The organism is Rhizobium tibeticum, assembly GCF_900110205.1.
GTDB lineage: Bacteria > Pseudomonadota > Alphaproteobacteria > Rhizobiales > Rhizobiaceae > Rhizobium > Rhizobium tibeticum.
The window spans coordinates 61,451-77,090 of sequence record NZ_FOCV01000002.1 but is presented as its reverse complement, the minus strand read 5'-3'; the positions used below and the strand labels follow the sequence as shown (position 1 = coordinate 77,090).

Annotated in this window: 15 protein-coding genes; 3 read left to right on the top strand and 12 right to left on the bottom strand. The window is 61.1% G+C overall.

Features of this window, described 5'->3' with window-relative positions; genetic code table 11:
- Positions 1 to 32: 32 nt before the first annotated feature.
- The 4 genes from BSG20_RS02290 to osmF form a co-directional block, all read right to left on the bottom strand.
- Positions 33 to 782, bottom strand: coding sequence for an ABC transporter permease (locus tag BSG20_RS02290; protein WP_072371307.1), 750 nt, complete (start codon positions 780 to 782; stop codon positions 33 to 35).
- The gene (locus tag BSG20_RS02285) at positions 779 to 1,723 is read right to left on the bottom strand and encodes an ABC transporter ATP-binding protein (RefSeq protein WP_072371304.1); all 945 of its coding nucleotides are present in this window, start codon (positions 1,721 to 1,723) and stop codon (positions 779 to 781) included. The genes BSG20_RS02290 and BSG20_RS02285 overlap by 4 nt, the downstream gene beginning before the upstream one ends.
- Complete coding sequence (locus tag BSG20_RS02280; protein WP_072371301.1) at positions 1,720 to 2,886, bottom strand: ABC transporter permease; 1,167 nt, start codon at positions 2,884 to 2,886, stop codon at positions 1,720 to 1,722. The genes BSG20_RS02285 and BSG20_RS02280 overlap by 4 nt, the downstream gene beginning before the upstream one ends.
- Positions 2,887 to 2,954: 68 nt before the next feature.
- A complete protein-coding gene (osmF, locus tag BSG20_RS02275) occupies positions 2,955 to 3,863 on the bottom strand; it encodes a glycine betaine ABC transporter substrate-binding protein OsmF (RefSeq protein WP_072371298.1) in 909 nt (302 codons plus the stop codon).
- Positions 3,864 to 4,283: 420 nt separating this feature from the next.
- On the opposite strand from osmF, the gene BSG20_RS02265 reads away from it, so the two are divergent.
- Together BSG20_RS02265 and BSG20_RS02260 are read left to right on the top strand one after the other, a co-directional pair.
- Complete coding sequence (locus BSG20_RS02265) at positions 4,284 to 5,477, top strand: LysR family transcriptional regulator (protein WP_072371295.1); 1,194 nt, start codon at positions 4,284 to 4,286, stop codon at positions 5,475 to 5,477.
- A 30-nt stretch (positions 5,478 to 5,507) separates the two neighbouring features.
- Positions 5,508 to 6,230: a copper homeostasis protein CutC gene (locus tag BSG20_RS02260; RefSeq protein WP_072371293.1), complete on the top strand. Its 723-nt coding sequence runs from the start codon at positions 5,508 to 5,510 to the stop codon at positions 6,228 to 6,230.
- Here the strand turns inward: BSG20_RS02260 and BSG20_RS02255 are convergent.
- The 7 genes from BSG20_RS02255 to BSG20_RS02225 form a co-directional block, all read right to left on the bottom strand.
- Positions 6,227 to 7,246 (bottom strand): zinc-binding alcohol dehydrogenase family protein, encoded by a 1,020-nt coding sequence (locus BSG20_RS02255; protein WP_072371291.1) that lies wholly within the window; start codon positions 7,244 to 7,246, stop codon positions 6,227 to 6,229. The two genes, BSG20_RS02260 and BSG20_RS02255, sit on opposite strands and share 4 nt — an antisense overlap.
- 66 nt (positions 7,247 to 7,312) lie before the next feature.
- Positions 7,313 to 8,287: an ABC transporter permease gene (locus BSG20_RS02250; protein WP_072371289.1), complete on the bottom strand. Its 975-nt coding sequence runs from the start codon at positions 8,285 to 8,287 to the stop codon at positions 7,313 to 7,315.
- A gap of 24 nt (positions 8,288 to 8,311) precedes the next feature.
- Positions 8,312 to 9,862 carry a sugar ABC transporter ATP-binding protein gene (locus BSG20_RS02245; RefSeq protein ID WP_072371288.1) on the bottom strand — a complete coding sequence of 517 codons (1,551 nt, stop codon included), beginning with the start codon at positions 9,860 to 9,862 and terminating at the stop codon, positions 8,312 to 8,314.
- 124 nt (positions 9,863 to 9,986) lie between these two features.
- Positions 9,987 to 10,973 carry an ABC transporter substrate-binding protein gene (locus BSG20_RS02240; RefSeq protein WP_072371286.1) on the bottom strand — a complete coding sequence of 329 codons (987 nt, stop codon included), beginning with the start codon at positions 10,971 to 10,973 and terminating at the stop codon, positions 9,987 to 9,989.
- Between the two features lie 206 nt (positions 10,974 to 11,179).
- Positions 11,180 to 11,626, bottom strand: a complete 447-nt coding sequence (locus BSG20_RS02235; protein WP_072371285.1) for an RbsD/FucU family protein — start codon at positions 11,624 to 11,626, stop codon at positions 11,180 to 11,182.
- A 9-nt stretch (positions 11,627 to 11,635) separates the two neighbouring features.
- On the bottom strand, positions 11,636 to 12,655 hold the full coding sequence (locus BSG20_RS02230) for an aldo/keto reductase (RefSeq protein ID WP_072371284.1): 1,020 nt from the start codon (positions 12,653 to 12,655) through the stop codon (positions 11,636 to 11,638).
- Between the two features lie 34 nt (positions 12,656 to 12,689).
- Positions 12,690 to 14,192 (bottom strand): UxaA family hydrolase, encoded by a 1,503-nt coding sequence (locus BSG20_RS02225; protein WP_072371954.1) that lies wholly within the window; start codon positions 14,190 to 14,192, stop codon positions 12,690 to 12,692.
- A 237-nt stretch (positions 14,193 to 14,429) separates the two neighbouring features.
- Here BSG20_RS02225 and BSG20_RS02220 point away from each other — a divergent pair, with 237 nt between their 5' ends.
- Entirely contained in the window at positions 14,430 to 15,341 is a 912-nt protein-coding gene (locus BSG20_RS02220) for a GntR family transcriptional regulator (protein ID WP_072371282.1), read from the top strand.
- Between the two features lie 23 nt (positions 15,342 to 15,364).
- Here BSG20_RS02220 and BSG20_RS02215 read toward each other — a convergent pair whose 3' ends face one another.
- A complete protein-coding gene (locus BSG20_RS02215; protein ID WP_072371280.1) occupies positions 15,365 to 15,583 on the bottom strand; it encodes a hypothetical protein in 219 nt (72 codons plus the stop codon).
- Positions 15,584 to 15,640: the final 57 nt, after the last annotated feature.

Here is a 15,640-nt window from a genome sequence, read left to right as displayed (position 1 = left end):
CCGATATCAAGGCGGTCTTGGTAGCCGCCGCCTCATGCCGGGCGCAAGCCAATTCTTTGCGTGATCGCGTTTTCGATAAGCCCCAGCGCGTCATGGATCAGCACCGCCATCAGGCCGACGATCAGACCGCCTTGCAGGATGAAGGCGGTGTTGTCTGAGATCAGTCCGGCAATGATGACTTCGCCAAGCCCCTTGGCCGCCACCGTCGAGCCGATCGTCGCGGTGCCGATGTTGATGACCGTCGCAACCTTTAGGCCCTCCAGAATCAGCGGCAGGGCGAGCGGCAGTTCCACCCGAAAGAGCCGCTGCGTGCCATTCATGCCCATGCCATCGGCGGCATCCAGCACGGAAGGAGAGACTTGTTTCAGGCCGGAGACGGTATTCTCGAAGATCGGCAGCAGGCCATAGAGAAAGAGGGCGATCAATGTCGGTCCGGCACCGAATCCGGTCGCCGGCACGGCCAAGGCGAGCACTGCGACTGGCGGGAAGGTCTGGCCTGCATTGGCGATCGCCCGCGACAACGGCAGGAAGTCTTCGCCGCTCTTGCGGGTAACGAAAATGCCGCCGAGGATCGCGAGGACCGCGCTGCCCGCGATCGAGATCGCCACAAGGAAGAGATGCGAAGCGGCAAGCTGCGGAAGGCTGTTTTGCGTGTAGACGGCCGGCGCATTGTTGCTCGTCAACGGCACCAGCAGAAAGGACAGCCACTCTGTCCTGAACAGCAGGATCAGGAGCAATAACAGTGCGGCAACACGGAATAGGTTCGCAAGGACGAGCTTCATGCCTTGCGGCCCAGCTCGAGCAGCCGTGTCATCGAGATCGAGCCGACCGGTGCCTTTTCGGCGTCCTGAACGGCGGCTTCGCCGACCCCTTGCCAGATCATCTCGGCCAGAGCATCGCGCAGGCTGAGCGATTGCGGCAATGCGTAGGCCAGACCCGACTTTGCCGGCTCCATGCTTTCCTTCAGCGGCAGCAGCGACATCAGTTTCAGCGCCCGGTCGGAGGTGCCGGTCAGTTGCTGCACGAAGGGGTCGGCCGGTTCGGTCAGGATTTTCTCCGGTGTCGAGCATTGCAGCAGCTTGCCGGCGCTCATGACGGCGATCTGGTTGCCGAGGTGGAAGGCCTCGTCCATATCGTGCGTAACAAGGACCACCGTCGTGCCGAATTGTCTCTGGATCGCGAGGAGATCGTCTTGCGCCTTGCCGCGGATGACAGGATCGAGCGCGCCGAACGGCTCGTCCATCAGCAGCAGTTCCGGCTCTGCCGCCAGCGCTCGCGCAACGCCGACGCGCTGCTGCTGGCCGCCGGAAAGCTGATGCGGATACTTTTCGGCAAAGGTCGCCGGATCGAGGTTGAAGAGGCCAAGCAGTTCTTCGACACGGCTGTTGATCTTTGTCGTGTCCCAGCCGAGAAGCTGCGGCACCGTGGCGATATTCTGTGCGACTGTCCGATGCGGAAAGAGACCGTGGCCCTGGATGGCGTAGCCGATCTTGCGGCGAAGTTCCGTCACCGGCACGTCCATGATGTTCTGGCCGCCAACAAAAATCTCACCCGCGGTGATCGGCACGAGACGGTTGATCATCCGCATCAGCGTCGATTTACCCGAGCCCGAGGTGCCGACAATGACGGTGATCGAGCCTTTCTCGACATCCATCGAGACATTGTCGACGACGGTTGCCGCGCCGTAGCGCTTGGTAACGTTCCTGATCTCGATCATGCTCATGCGGCGGATCCCCGTATGCTGTCGATTACCGCATCGAGGATGACGGCCGAAGAGAAGGCGAAGAAAACGGTCGGCACGGCGCCGAGCAGAACGAGGTCCATGGCCGTCTGACCAAGCCCCTGGAAGATGAAGATACCGAAGCCGCCGCCACCGATCAGTGCCGCCACCGTTACCAGGCCGATCGCCTGCACAAGGACGATGCGGATGCCCGTGAGAATGACGGGAAAGGCAAGCGGCAGGTCGATGCCGGTGAGGACCTGTCGGCGCGTCAATCCCATCCCCGCGGCGGCATCGCGGACTGAGGGATCGACACCCTGAAGACCGACGACCGTGTTGGCAACGATCGGCAGCAGCGAATAGAGGATGAGCGCGATCAGCGCCGGCGCAGCACCGATGCCGCGAATGCCAATGGAGGCTGCAGCAGGAACGTGGGTCGCGAGATAGCCGAGCGGCAGCATCAGGATACCGAAAAGCGCAAGGCTCGGGATCGTCTGGATCAGGCTCAGTGCCTGCAAGACGGCAGCGCGCAGTTTTGGTACCCAGAAACAGATGATGCCGAGCGGCAGGGCGATGACGACGGCGATCGCCAGCGAGCCGAGTGCCAGAAGCAGATGGGACACCGCCTCGGTCCAGAATTGCGCGGACCGGGTCGCGAATTCCTTCATGATCGAGAGATTATCGAGCAGACCCGAGGTGAGGAAGATGCCGAGCAGGCCGGTGTAGGCAGCAAGGGCTGCGATCCGCATCCACGGGGTAAGCCTGATCTTTACGAGCGCGTCCGAGATGATGAGCCCGATGACCGCGAACAGTACCCAGAATCCGCCGCCAGGCGTCATGCGTGCGGCATTGCTGTTCGGCGGTGTGAATGCTGCAGCAGCGAGCCCGATCGTCGCAAGCAGTGCCGCAAAGCAGAGGGTCGCAATCACCAGCCGCAGCAGCGGGTTTTGCAGAAATAGAACGGACAGAGCGGTGACGATGAGGAGGATTGTCAGGATGACGGCGGACGGCTGGTCCAGAAGCTGCGTTAGCAGCATGGGCTTTCCGGCGGCGATGCGGTTTGCCTTCACATAGATGAAAGGCAGGAGCGCAGTTGCGACGACACCGGCCGTCACAAGCACCACGCCGAGCCGGTCCAGCTTGCGGACCGCTAAGGTTTCTTCCATCGATCCATCCCTGTCCGGTCAGAAAGGCTGCTCCGCCCGCGGGCAGGGCGGAGCATCGGGCGACGAGATTACTTCAGGAAGCCTTTTTCCTTCAGGTAGCCCTCAGCAACGGACTTCGCCGGTTCGCCATCCACCTGGATCTTGCCGTTCAGCTTGCGCAGTTCATCGGCGCTCAGGCTCTTGAAGATTGGTGCAAGGACTTCCTCGATCTTCGGGTTTGCCTTCAGCACTTCCTCGCGAATGATCGCGGTCGGCGCATAGACCTGCTGCACGTTCTTGTCGTCTTCGAGAACCGTCAGCTCGGCGGCCTGAATTGCGCCGTCGGTGCCATAGACCATGGCGGTGTTGGCACCGTTCGTCTGGTCGGCTGCGGCCTTGATGGTAGCGGCCGTGTCACCGCCCGACAGAACGATTTCCTGATCCGGCTTCAGCGCGAAACCATAGGTCGTCTGGAACGCCGGGAGCGCGCCAGCCGAGTTGACGAACTCGGCGGAAGCCACAAGCTTGGCAGCGCCGCCACCGGCGACCCACTTGCCGAAATCGGACATGGTCTTCAGATTGTTCGGACCGGCGACGTCGTTGCGTACGGCGAGCGCCCAGGTGTTGTTGGCCGGAGATGGAGTCAGCCAGACGATCTTATTGGCGTCGTAGTCGAGCTTCTTGGCAAGCTCGTAGCCCTTTTCGAGGTTCTTCCAGGCTGCGTCATCAGCCTTGTTGAAGAAGAAGCCGGCATTGCCGGTATATTCCGGATAGATGTCGATCTCACCGGCAGTGATCGCCTTGCGAAGAACCGGCGTCGTGCCGAGCGCAACGCGGTCCTGCGTCTTGATGCCGTTTGCATTGAGCGCCAGCACGATCACGTTGCCGAGCAGCGTGCCCTCAGTATCGATCTTCGATGAAACGACGACGTCTGCAGCGTGGGCCGCGCCTGCCGCAAAAGCGGAGAGCGAAACGGCAAGAGCGAATTTCTTCAGCATGGATTGTCCCCTTGATTTACACCGTTTGACTGCGTGGAAAGCCCCGGCGGAAGGCTCCCACGTATAAAATCACCGGCGAAAGCAGCCCCGCTGCGATCATGCCGGAAATACGTGCGTGATGGAAATAGCGTTCGCGTTCAAAAAATCGATGCAAGCCTCTCCAGTTTTGCGCTCGCGGGGTGATTATGGCGGTGAATGCAAACGCTTGCGCGAAAATGCATTTCCTTTTCCATCACCGCCGCGATTTGTTTTTGTTCCCTTGGGCGTTTCCGCAGATGTCCGGTGCTCTTCAGTGGTTCTACTGCCACGCCCGGTTTTGTTCTTGGCAAGAACGATAGCCTTCTGATTTCGCGACAGGGATATCTTTTTTGGCGAACACATCATATCGTTCGATTTTTCATATCGTTACGGAGAAAGCGGTTGCAGCTCGGCACGTTGTTTGTTGCTAGTCACGTGCTCTCGTCCGGCTCGGTCAGGGAGACGGCACGAAACCTTTCACTCGCGGCATCGACCGTCTCGACAGCAGTCCGCAACCTTGAGATCGAATTGGCGCTCAAACTGACCGAGCGCAGTTCCGGCGAGCTTGCAACGTTGCTTGCCAGCGACGACGTGCGTGAAAAGCTCCGGCCGATTGTGCACTCGGCCGAGGCGCTGGCGGGATGGATGGGAACGGACAGGCCATCGCGCCTGCCGTTCAAGATCGCCACCATGGAGCGTTTTCTCGAGGTCGCCGACCAGGGCAGCATCAACCGTGCGGCGCGGCGGCTGAAGCTGGGTCAGCCGCAGCTTTCGCTTCAGATCGCGACTTTGGAGAAGGCGCTGGGTCATCGCCTGTTCGAGCGGCAGGCTCAAGGCTCTGCGCTGACCGAGCAGGGCAACCAGGTCTATGCCATCTTCCAGGCAATCGCTCAGGGATGGAATGAACTGAAGGCATCCGCCGACGAGCGCTATCAGCGCACGGCGCGGGCGCTGCGCATCGGTTCGATCATTCCAACTGGATCGGAAAGTTGGGTTGCGCGATGCCTTGGCGCGCTCGTCGCCGAATGGAATGCCGGCCGCAATAAGAACGCGATCTCGCTGGTGCTGATGACCGCGGATGATTTGCGGGAAGCCCTCAAAGCCGGCCGTATCGATGTTGCAATTCTCGATTCCGTCTTCGGCCTTGAGCGTTTCCAGCACCGCGAACTGCTGCAGACGAACATGGTTCTTATCGCGCCGCCGCAGAGCCGCGAGCGGACGGTGGCCGAACTTGTCGAAAGTCACGCGATCTGCACGCCGAGTTCGCGCACCGGTCTCGGACACGCCACGATGGCGCTGAGCCATGAGCGCACCAACAATCGCCGATACCGAAACCAGGATATCACGGCCGCCGACTCGCTACCTGTCATCGTCGACCTTGTCGCCAACCACGGCTACATCTCGTTTCTCGGTCGCGTCAGCGCCATGCCTATTGCCGGCAAAGTTCGGATCGTCGAGCTCGACGAGTATATTCCGATGTCCTATCACATCGCCTTCAACCATCGGAAAGCCTCAGCGGATGCAAGCGCCATGATCATCGACGCCGTCGCCAAAATAATTGCCGAGCCCGTCGCGCAAGTGACTGCCTTCGCTTAAAGAGACAGTGGCGGAGAAGGAGATTCGGGCGTGGCCGTTTTGCTGGAAGTATGCGTGGACAGCCCACAGGGCCTTGCGGCTGCAATCTTGGGCGGCGCCGGTCGTATCGAACTCTGCTCGGCTCTGGAGCTTGGTGGACTGACGCCGCTTGCAGGCCTCATGAAGGCTGCTGCCGCAGCACCTATTCCCGTCTATGCGATGATCAGGCCGCATCCCGGGCCCTTCGTATTCGATGTGGCTGACGAAGAGGCGATGACGGCCGATATCGATGCCGTGCGCGCCTTTGGCCTCGCCGGGGTTGTCATCGGCGCCAATCGCGTGGACGGCACATTGGATATGCCTCTGATCAGCCGGCTAAAGGCTCGCGCCGAGGGACTTGGATCGACCCTCCACCGGGCCTTCGACCTTGTCCCGGACACCGATGCGGCGCTGGAACAGGCGATCGAGCTTGGCTGCGAGCGCATCCTGACATCAGGTTGCGTGCCAAAGGCGATCGACGGCCTCGAGACGTTGAGCCGTCTTTCCAGCAAGGCGGCTGGCCGTATCTCGATCATGCCGGGCAGTGGCGTGAGACCGGGCAACGTCGCTGATATACTGCGAGCCACCGGGGCGAGCGAGGTTCACGCCTCTTGCAGCTCACGGGTCGACAGCATCGATCCACGGGCCGTTGCCTTCGGTTTCGAAGCAGCGACGACGAGCCGGACGGATGCTGACGTCGTCCGTCAGATGCGGGCGGCGATCGAGGCCATTTAGGCGCTGACCTTGATAACAGCTTTGATCAGACCACTTTTTTCGTGCGCCCAGCGTGCCAAGTCGCGCGGTGCATCCGCCAGGGTCGTTCGGTGAGTGATCAACTGTTCGACGGGCACTAGGCCCTTGGCGATCGAATCCGCGACATGTTCGAAATCGACGCGGGTAGCGTTGCGGCTGCCGACCACCATCATTTCGCGCTTATGAAACTCCGGATCGGAAAACCGGATGTCGTCCTTCACGACGCTGACCAGAACCAGCGCGCCGCCATGGGCGACGAAGCCGAAGGCCTTCTCCATCGAGGGGCCATAGCCGGTGGCATCGAAGACGACGTCGAAACCATCGCCACCGGTTTTGACCTTGACTGCCTCGGCAGTATTTTCGTCGGCAACGATGCCCGAAGAAAAGCCAAACCGATCGGCAGCCATCTGCAGCCGCTCGCAGCTGGTGTCGAGCAGTGTCACGTGATGCCCGGCAATCCGCGAGAAGATCGCGGCCCCGAGCCCGATCGGACCTGCACCGATGACGAGTGAGCGTGATCCGGTCGGCGCCATCGAACGGCGAACGGCATGGGCGCCGATTGCCAGGAACTCGGTCGTGGCTGCGGCCTCCAGGCTCACGCCCTTTGCAGCGTAGAGATTGCCAGCCGGCACCGTGATCTCATCACAAAAAGCTCCATCGGTGTGCACGCCGAGTACCTTGATGTCTGTGCAGCAATTCGGCTTGCCCTGGCGGCAGGCGACACAGTTGCCGCACGAAAGATAGGGGTTGACGATGACAGGCGTGCCGACTGCCATGGCGACGCCGTCACCGGCTTCCAGAACCGTCGCCGAGATCTCGTGCCCCATCACGCGCGGATATTCGAGGAACGGATGCTTGCCCTCGAAGATGTGGTAGTCGGTGCCACAGATGCCGACATGGCTGACCGCAAGGCGGACCCAGCCGGCTGACGGCGTGCCGGGGGAAAGGCGCTCCACAAGTTCGAGGACGCCGGGTTCTTGGCAGAGCACTGCTTTCATGATGGTCTCGCGTTCCTGAAGTTGAAGAAGCCGGCCTCTGGGCCGGCTTCGTGTCCCCACGCCGGCTTACGGGTTGCGGCGGCGGCGCAGCTGATCGAAGTAGACGATCACGATGATCAGCAGACCGGTGATGATGCGCTGCCAGAACGAATTGACGTTGAGCAGGTTTGCACCGTTGTTGATGGTTGCCAGGATAAAGGCGCCGATGAGCGGCCCGTGAACCGAACCGACAGCGCCGAACAGGCTGGTGCCGCCGATCACCGAGGAGGCGATCGCCTGCAGCTCCCATCCGTCCGCCTGCGTCGCATTACCGATCGCAATGCGCGAGGCAAGCAGGACGCCGACGAACGCAGCGAACGTCGCCGAGAGAATGTAGGCGAGATAGATGATGCCGTTCACCCGGACGCCCGACAGGCGGGCGGCTTCGCGGTTCGAGCCGACGGCAAAGAGATAGCGTCCCCAACGGCTCAGATGCAGGAAGACGTAGGAGGGGACTGCGACCAGAATGACCATCCAGAACAGGCTGGGCACGCCGAGAAAATCGGCGCGAGCAAAGTTGGTGAAGGGCTCGTTGACAATATTGATCGTGGAACCGTTGGTGATCAAAAGCCCGATGCCGCGCAGCGATGTGAGCGTCGCCAGCGTGATGATAAACGGCGGCAGTCCCATCTTGACGATGCCGAAGCCATGGAACGCGCCGATAGCGACGCCGATCAGCAGTGTTATCAGGATGGCCGCCCAGACCGGCACGCCCGCCTGCAGCAGCCAGGCGAGGATCACGCTGGTGAAGCCGACGATCGCGCCGACCGAAAGGTCGATGCCTGCGGTGATGATCACGAAGGTCTGGCCGAGCGCCAGGATCGCCGTCATTGCGCCTTGGCGCAACAGGTTGGAGATGTTCAGCGGCGTCCAAAAGCTGGCGGTCACGAAACCGAGTAGAATCCAGAGGAAGGCCAGCAGACCGATAAGGGTCAGGCCGAAGAGGATGTTCACTTTCCGGCGCGGCGGCGGCGCGGCGATTTCGGTCGGGGCTACGGTCATTTGTTCTCTCTCCCTCTTGTTCTTTTAGACGCCGATCGCTTCGCTGAGCACTTCTTCGTGCGTTGCCGCGTGGAAGTCGTGACTGGCGACAAGCTGGCCACGACGGAAAACGTGCAACCTGTCGGCAAGTTCGTAAACCTCCGGCAGATAGGACGAGATCAGGATGATCCCGGCCCCCTGCTGCAGAAGCTTGGCAAACAGCCGGTAGATTTCCGCCTTCGTGCCAACGTCGACGCCCACGGTCGGTTCATCGAAGATGAAGAGGCGTGCCCCGTAGCTCAGCCACTTGCCGATGACGACTTTCTGCTGATTGCCGCCCGACATCGCGGAAACGAGGACGCGCCGGCTTGGCGTCTTGATCGAAAGGTCTCGGATCTGCTGGTCGGCGTTCTGCGATTCCTCCCTGTGGCTGATAACCGGGCCCTTACTCATCCGCTTGAAGACGGGAAGATTGATGTTCAGCCCGATCGGCAGGTTGAGGCAAAGACCCTGGTCGCGGCGGCTCTCCGGCGCCAGTGCAATCCCGAGCTCCATCGCCGCGCGCTCGTTGTTGATATCGACCTTCCTGCCCATCCAGTGGATCTCACCGGCCGTTGTCTTTTCCCGGCCAAAAAGGCCCAGCGCGAATTCGCTTCGTCCCGCACCGATCAGGCCGTAAAGGCCGACGATCTGCCCGGCCTTTACCGAGAGCGAGACGTTCTCGAAGCCAGGCCCGGAAAGGCCGCGCACGTCAAGGATCGTTTCTCCGATCGGGATCTCTTCCTTGTGATAGATCTGCTCGATCGAGCGGTTGATCATCAGGGCGATCAGCTCGGCCTCGTTCGTCTCGCCGATGGCGCGGGTGCCGACATGCGTGCCGTCGCGCAGCACTGAGACACGATCCGCGAGCTCGAACACTTCCTCCATGCGGTGGCTGATGTAGACGATCGTCACGCCTTCGCCCTGCAGGCGACGGATCAGCTTGAAAAGTTGCGCCGATTCCTGACGCGTGAGGTAAGCGGTCGGTTCGTCGAAGATCAGAAACTGGGTGCCGCGCATGGCCGCACGCGCCGTCGCGACGAGCTGCTGCTGGCCGATCGTCAGATCGGCGAGCGGGACGCCGGCCGGTAGCCCGAAGCCGAGATCGTCGAGCACGGCTTGCGCCATCTTCTCCATCTCTCTCTTGCGCATCAGGCCATACTGATTGACCTCGTCGCCAAGGAAGAGGTTGGCCGCGACGGTCAGATGCGGGCAGAGGACCACTTCCTGGTGGACGGCGTTGATGCCGCGCACGATCGCCTCATTTGGCGTCGCCAGGGCGACGGGATGACCGCACCATAAAATCTCGCCTGCCGTTCTGGTGATAACGCCGGTCAGCAGCTTGATCAGCGTCGACTTGCCAGCGCCGTTCTCACCGACGATCGCATGAATCTCGCCGGCCAGGAACGTCACCGTCGCCGGTTTCAGCGCCTGCACGTAGCCGTAATTCTTCTGCAATCCCTTGAGTTCGAGGATCGGGGCGCCCGCGGGAATGCGGTTTGCCTCCGTCAGTGTGGCGCTGTCATCGTGGCGATGACTGACCTCTTCCAGGCTCATTGGCGCGTCTCCTCCTCGCGAATTGCCGTCTTTCCACCGGCCGTCCGCGCTCCTGATGCGGACGATAACACAGGTGAAGGGAAGGCCGCGCGGGATTTGTCTCGCGCGGCCACCGTCACATGACTTACTTGATCTTCGGGTTCAGCAGAGCGTCGATCTTCGGGTCGCTCATGTTCGCCTTCGTGACCAGGTTGGCGCCCGTATCGACCTTCTCTTCGACCTTCTCGCCCTTGGATACGGCGAGTGCCGTCTTCACGCCGTCATAGCCCATGCGGTAGGGATCTTGAACAACAAGACCGGCAAGCGAGCCGTCCTTGAGGAAGCCAACCGTCTTGTCGTCGCTGTCAAAGGCGATGACCTTGATCTTCTCGCCGAGCTTGTTTTCCGCGATCGCTTGGCCGACACCCTGTCCCAAGATGAGGTTCGAGGCGAAAACACCCACAAGGTTAGGATTGGCCGTGATCAGGTCGGTCATCATGTTGAGGCCGGTTGTCGCCTGACCATCACCGTATTTGTCGGCAATGACCTTAAGGCCGGGATGCTTCGTCTTCACTTGATCCAGGAAACCTTCGCGGCGCTGCTCGAGCGAGCCGACGCCAGGAAGGTTGGTGAGGATGACAACTTCGCCCTCTTCCTTGCCGGTCATTTCCTTGATGGCCGCGGCAAGGCCGTCGGCTGCGATGCGCCCGCCCTGAACGTTGTCGGTCGTGAGGAACGACTTAAACGCCTTGGAGTCTGCACCCGAGTCGATGCCGATGATCGGAACGGACTTGGCGGCTTCATCGATCGGCTTGCCGAGCGCCTTGAACTCCGTCGGCGAGATCACGATTGCAGCCGGCTTGCCGGCAACCGCGTTCTCAAGAATGCTGATCTGGCCGTTAATGTCGGATTCGGCTTGTGCACCGAGTTCCGGCACGTTGACGCCGAGATCCTTGCCGGCAGCGCGGGCGCCGGCCAAAACGATCTGCCAGTAGAAGGACGTCGTGTCCTTGACGATGATCGGGATCGTCACGTCAGCCGCGAACGACGTCACCGGCATTGCGGTGGCGATGACGGCGGCGCCCGCGAGAGCCGTGAAGGCTCGGCGGGAGAGAATGGATTTCATGCGCATGTAGTTCTCCTCCAAGATGCGTTCTCCTCCTGACAAACCGTACCGCTGAACGCATGCGGACGATTTTTATCGATAAAAAACATTTACCACGAGAAGCTAGCCGAGCGAAAGTCAAATTGCAAGTAGCTCGGCAGGCACAATTTTCGTTTCTTCGTTCGCCGCAAGTGGTTGTTTTTACGTTTATTCAACCGCAGTCTGAAGTTCTATCAGCCGCGATATACTTCATACGGGTGAACAACGCCTTTCTTCAAAATCAAGTTGCCGTAGAGCCGGAATTCGGTCGTCGCCACGATATAGGCAGCCGTGCGAGCGCGCTCATAAAAGGCAAAGCGTTCGAGGGCGGCGATCCTGAAGTCGCCAGCCCGCCTCGACACGATTTCCTGAAATTCGGCACAAACTTCGGGCACGGCCTTCGGATCGCCGACCACCTCCATGCGCCACGCCGTTTCCGGCACGAACGTATCGAGCGGAAAATGTGTCAGGACGGCCTCGGCCATGTCGGTCGCGCTGACGCCGTCGGCGCGAATGACCTCCGGTCCCATCGTGCTCGACGGGAAATTGGCGTCGGCAATGACGATGTCGTCGCCGTGCCCCATGCGGGCGATCGCGCGCAGCAGGTCGGGATTGAGGATGGGATGGATACCTTTGAGCATGGTCTGTCCTTAAACACGCACGGCGTCTTCGCCGAGCGGCGGCGCGACGAGCGTCAGAGCTTCGAATTCCGGGAAGATGGCGTCCGGCAAGGCCGGCTGAAACAGCTCCATGTTGCGCTGCAGGCTCGATGCCTTGGCCGTGCCGATCAGCACGGACGCGACGAGCGGATCGCGGAGCGGAAATTGCAGGGCAGGGGCGGCCAAAGGCACACCGTGCCTAACGGCAATCTTTTCCATGCCCGCGACCTTGGCGAGCACTTCATCTGTCGCGGGCATGTAGTCGAAATGCGAGCCGGGCACGGGTCCGGTTGCAAGGATGCCCGAATTGAAGACGCCGCCGACCACGAGCGATGTGCCCTTCTTCCTGCACAGCGGCAGCAGCTCAGCAACCGCCGACCGATCGAGTAGGGTGTAGCGACCGGCCATCAGGATGCAGTCGATGTCGGCATTGCGCATCACGTCGAGGCAGACCGGCACCTCGTTGACACCAAGCCCGAAGGCCTTGATCGCACCTGAGGATTTCAGCTCCTCCAACGCCTTGATGCCGCTATCCAGGAATTGCTTCTGAAGGACGGCGTTCTTCGCCCCGCCATGCGTATACCCACCGATATCATGCACATAGAGGATATCGATCCGGTTCAGTCCAAGACGGGCGTAGCTGAACTCCACCGAACGCATGATGCCATCGTAGGAATAGTCGTAGTCGGCATCGAAGGAGAGCGGATCGACATAGCTATAGTCTGGAACCGTCCCGGTCGGCACTGGGCGCAGCAGCCGGCCGACTTTGGTCGAGAGCACCCACTCCTTCTCCGGCTTGTCGCGCAGGAAGTCGCCGACGCGACGCTCGGCAAGGCCGAGGCCATACCACGGCGCGACATCGAAGTAGCGAATGCCGCTGTCCCAAGCAGCCTCCAGCGTCCCCATGGCCTGCTCGCGCGGGCAGGCGCGGTACAGGCCGCCGAGAGCGGCGCCACCGAAGCTCACTTCGGTCACCTCCAGCTCAGTCCTGCCGATCTTCCTCGTCCTCATCATTCCTCCTCTGAAGACTTGATATCCGTCTGATTTAGAGCGTTGCTCCCAGATGCCACGGCACGAACTCATTGTCGCCGTAGCCGAACTCTTCGCTCTTCGTCTTCTTGCCCGATGCCGTGTCGATGATCAGGTCGAAGATCTCGCGGCCCTTGGCGCTGATCGTCGCATCGCCCGTCGCGATCGTGCCGCAGTCGATATCCATGTCCTCTTCCATCGAGGCATAGAGAGCCGAATTGCTGGAAAGCTTGATCGAAGGCGCCGGACGACAGCCGAAGCAGCTGCCGCGACCGGTGGTGAAGGCGATCATGTTCGCGCCGCCGGCCACCTGGCCGGTCGCGGAGACCGGATCGTAGCCTGGGGTGTCCATGAAGACGAGACCCGGCGCGCTGACGCGCTCGGCATAGCCATAGACGGCCGTCAACGGCGAACGACCGCCCTTGGCGACGGCGCCGAGCGATTTTTCCAGGATGGTCGTCAGGCCGCCGCGCTTGTTGCCCGGCGAGGGATTGTTGTCGAGCGATGCCCCGTGCAACGCCACGTACTTCTCCCACCACGCGATCTTGTCGTCGAGCTTCCTGGCAACGTCCTCGTTGACGGCACGGCTGCGCAGCAGGTGCTCCGCACCGTAGATCTCGGAGGTTTCGGAAAGGATTGCCGTGCCGCCGGCAGCCGCCAGCAAGTCGGCGGCAACTCCAAGCGCAGGGTTGGCGGTGATGCCGGAAAAGCCGTCAGAACCGCCGCACTGCAGACCGATGATGATGTCGCTGATCGGCAGCGGCACCCGCTTTTCCTTGCCGACATCCTGTGCGATCTCGCCAAGCATGCCCATGGCGCGCTCGACCGCGCGGCGCGAGCCGCCAGCATCCTGGATGTTGAAATGGCGCTTGGAATTGCCGGCACCGCTTTGGCCGTAGAGCGTGAGCTGGTTGACTTCGCAGCCGAGGCCGATCATCAGCACGCCGCCGAAGTTCACATGCCTGGTATAGCCGGCAAGGGTGCGGTGCAGCACCGCCATGCCGTCGCCGGTGGAACTCATGCCGCAGCCCTGGTCATGTACGATCGGCACGAAACCGTCGATGCCATCGAAATGCGGAAGTATCGTCCGGTTGGCCGCCTCGGCGATCGCGCGACAGACCGTGGTGGAACAGTTCACACTGGCAATGATACCGATGTAGTTGCGTGTCGCCGAGCGACCGTCGGCACGACGATAGCCCATGAAACTGCGCGCCCGGTCGGCTGCACTTGCTTCCTCGGGCGCCGAGTTGGCGGTTGCAGCGAGGCGATCGTTTTCGAAATGGAGATTGTGGCTGTGAATATGGTCGCCGGCCTTCACATCGGCCGTCGTCCGCCCGATCGCCTGCCCGTATTTGACGACGGGCTGGCCGAGCGGAATATCGGCCAGTGCGATCTTGTGGCCGGGGTCGATCTTGTCGCGTGTCTGGACGCCGGCGACCGTCGTGCCGGAGGGGATTGTCGCCGTCGCGACCGCAACGTTATCGCCAGCAGACAAGATGATCCAGGGGTCTTTGGTCAACATTCTTCTCCCTAGGGAAACACTCGCTGCGTCGGCGAATGCTCATTGATTTTGTTTTTTATCTACAATAAACATTTTCAAGTCAACGGGATTATTGATCCTGTGGACGAGGGAGGCAAACAGCCGCATGCGATCCAAAATAAGATAAGGATTGCTGAGAGATAAGCTTCTGCCACGCTTCGCGCCGCGCCCTGCAGCCGGCCGATCCGTGTTGCCGAGGCAAGAGGGCGGGCGCGTATGGCAAGGCAGAATACAGTCTTCAAGGAAGCATACAACCGCTATGCTGCGGCCCTGCATACGGATGCGGCATTGCCGTCCGAGCCGGAAATTGCAGCCCAGCTCGGCATCAGCCGGAGCACCGCGCGAGCCATCCTGACACGGCTCAGCGATGCCGGCATCATTCGCTGGAACAAGCGTCAGAAGGTCGTTTTGCGGCAGCCGACCGAGGCCGATTTCTTTCCATCGGAAGAGACGAACTCGCTGCACGACATCATCGAGCGCAGCTTCATGCGCCGCATTCTGTCGGACGATGCTGCTCCTGGCATGCAGATCAATGAACTTGAACTTGCGCGCGAAATCGGCACCGGGACCACGAGCGTTCGCGAGTTCCTGATCCGCTTCTCGCGGTTCGGCCTGATCGAGAAGCGCCCGAACAGCCACTGGATCCTCAAGGGGTTCACACGCGATTTTGCGCTGGAGTTGGCCGACGTGCGCGAGATGTTCGAGCTGCATTCGGCGGCTGAATTCGGCAAGCTTCCACCTGAGAGCGACGCATGGCGCGCGCTGGCGGACATCAAGGCCGAACACCAGTCGATGCTGCACGATCTCGACTCGCGCTACAAGGAGTTCTCCACCCTCGACGAACGCTTCCATCTGCTCATCCACGGGGCCTCGAAGAATCGCTTCATCGCCGATTTCTACGATGCGATCGCGATCATCTTCCACTATCACTACCAGTGGAACAAAGCTTTCGCGCGCGAGCGCAACGAACGCGCCATTCACGAGCACTTGGATTATATCGCCGCACTGGAATCGCGCGATCAAGGGGCGATCGATTTCTCCTGTCGCCTGCATTTGCGCTCGGCGCGGCAGACGTTGCTGCAATCGATTCCGCAGGTGCCTTCCGACGAGTGTCTGGCAGAGAGTTAATCTATAACCCGGCCGAGGCCGGGTTATCGGCACGCCTGCTGCGTGTCAGGCGAAGTCATCGTAGTGCTTAGCGTTGGGTTGGATGTGCCGTTGGAGTCGCCGCGCTGACAGTCGTTCAGGTCGCCGCCCGAGGTGCCCGACTGCCCGTTCGGGCTCGTCAAGCTTTTGGTAGCGCTCGGATCCAGCGGCATGCCGGTGCTATTGCCGTTATTGTTGATGCCAGGCGTGTTGTTGTTATTCATACCTATCGTCGTTGCAGAGCCACCACCGGTGCCACCGCAAGATTACGCCATGGCGCT

Bases quoted from the DNA above. Each gene is read 5' to 3' on its own strand.
- BSG20_RS02290 (WP_072371307.1), bottom strand. From the start codon at position 782: ATGAAGCTCGTCCTTGCGAACCTATTCCGTGTTGCCGCACTGTTATTG.
- BSG20_RS02285 (WP_072371304.1), bottom strand. From the start codon at position 1,723: ATGAGCATGATCGAGATCAGGAACGTTACCAAGCGCTACGGCGCGGCA.
- BSG20_RS02280 (WP_072371301.1), bottom strand. From the start codon at position 2,886: ATGGAAGAAACCTTAGCGGTCCGCAAGCTGGACCGGCTCGGCGTGGTG.
- osmF (WP_072371298.1), bottom strand. From the start codon at position 3,863: ATGCTGAAGAAATTCGCTCTTGCCGTTTCGCTCTCCGCTTTTGCGGCA.
- BSG20_RS02255 (WP_072371291.1), bottom strand. From the start codon at position 7,246: ATGAAAGCAGTGCTCTGCCAAGAACCCGGCGTCCTCGAACTTGTGGAG.
- BSG20_RS02250 (WP_072371289.1), bottom strand. From the start codon at position 8,287: ATGACCGTAGCCCCGACCGAAATCGCCGCGCCGCCGCCGCGCCGGAAA.
- BSG20_RS02245 (WP_072371288.1), bottom strand. From the start codon at position 9,862: ATGAGCCTGGAAGAGGTCAGTCATCGCCACGATGACAGCGCCACACTG.
- BSG20_RS02240 (WP_072371286.1), bottom strand. From the start codon at position 10,973: ATGCGCATGAAATCCATTCTCTCCCGCCGAGCCTTCACGGCTCTCGCG.
- BSG20_RS02235 (WP_072371285.1), bottom strand. From the start codon at position 11,626: ATGCTCAAAGGTATCCATCCCATCCTCAATCCCGACCTGCTGCGCGCG.
- BSG20_RS02230 (WP_072371284.1), bottom strand. From the start codon at position 12,655: ATGAGGACGAGGAAGATCGGCAGGACTGAGCTGGAGGTGACCGAAGTG.
- BSG20_RS02220 (WP_072371282.1), top strand. From the start codon at position 14,430: ATGGCAAGGCAGAATACAGTCTTCAAGGAAGCATACAACCGCTATGCT.
- BSG20_RS02215 (WP_072371280.1), bottom strand. From the start codon at position 15,583: ATGAATAACAACAACACGCCTGGCATCAACAATAACGGCAATAGCACC.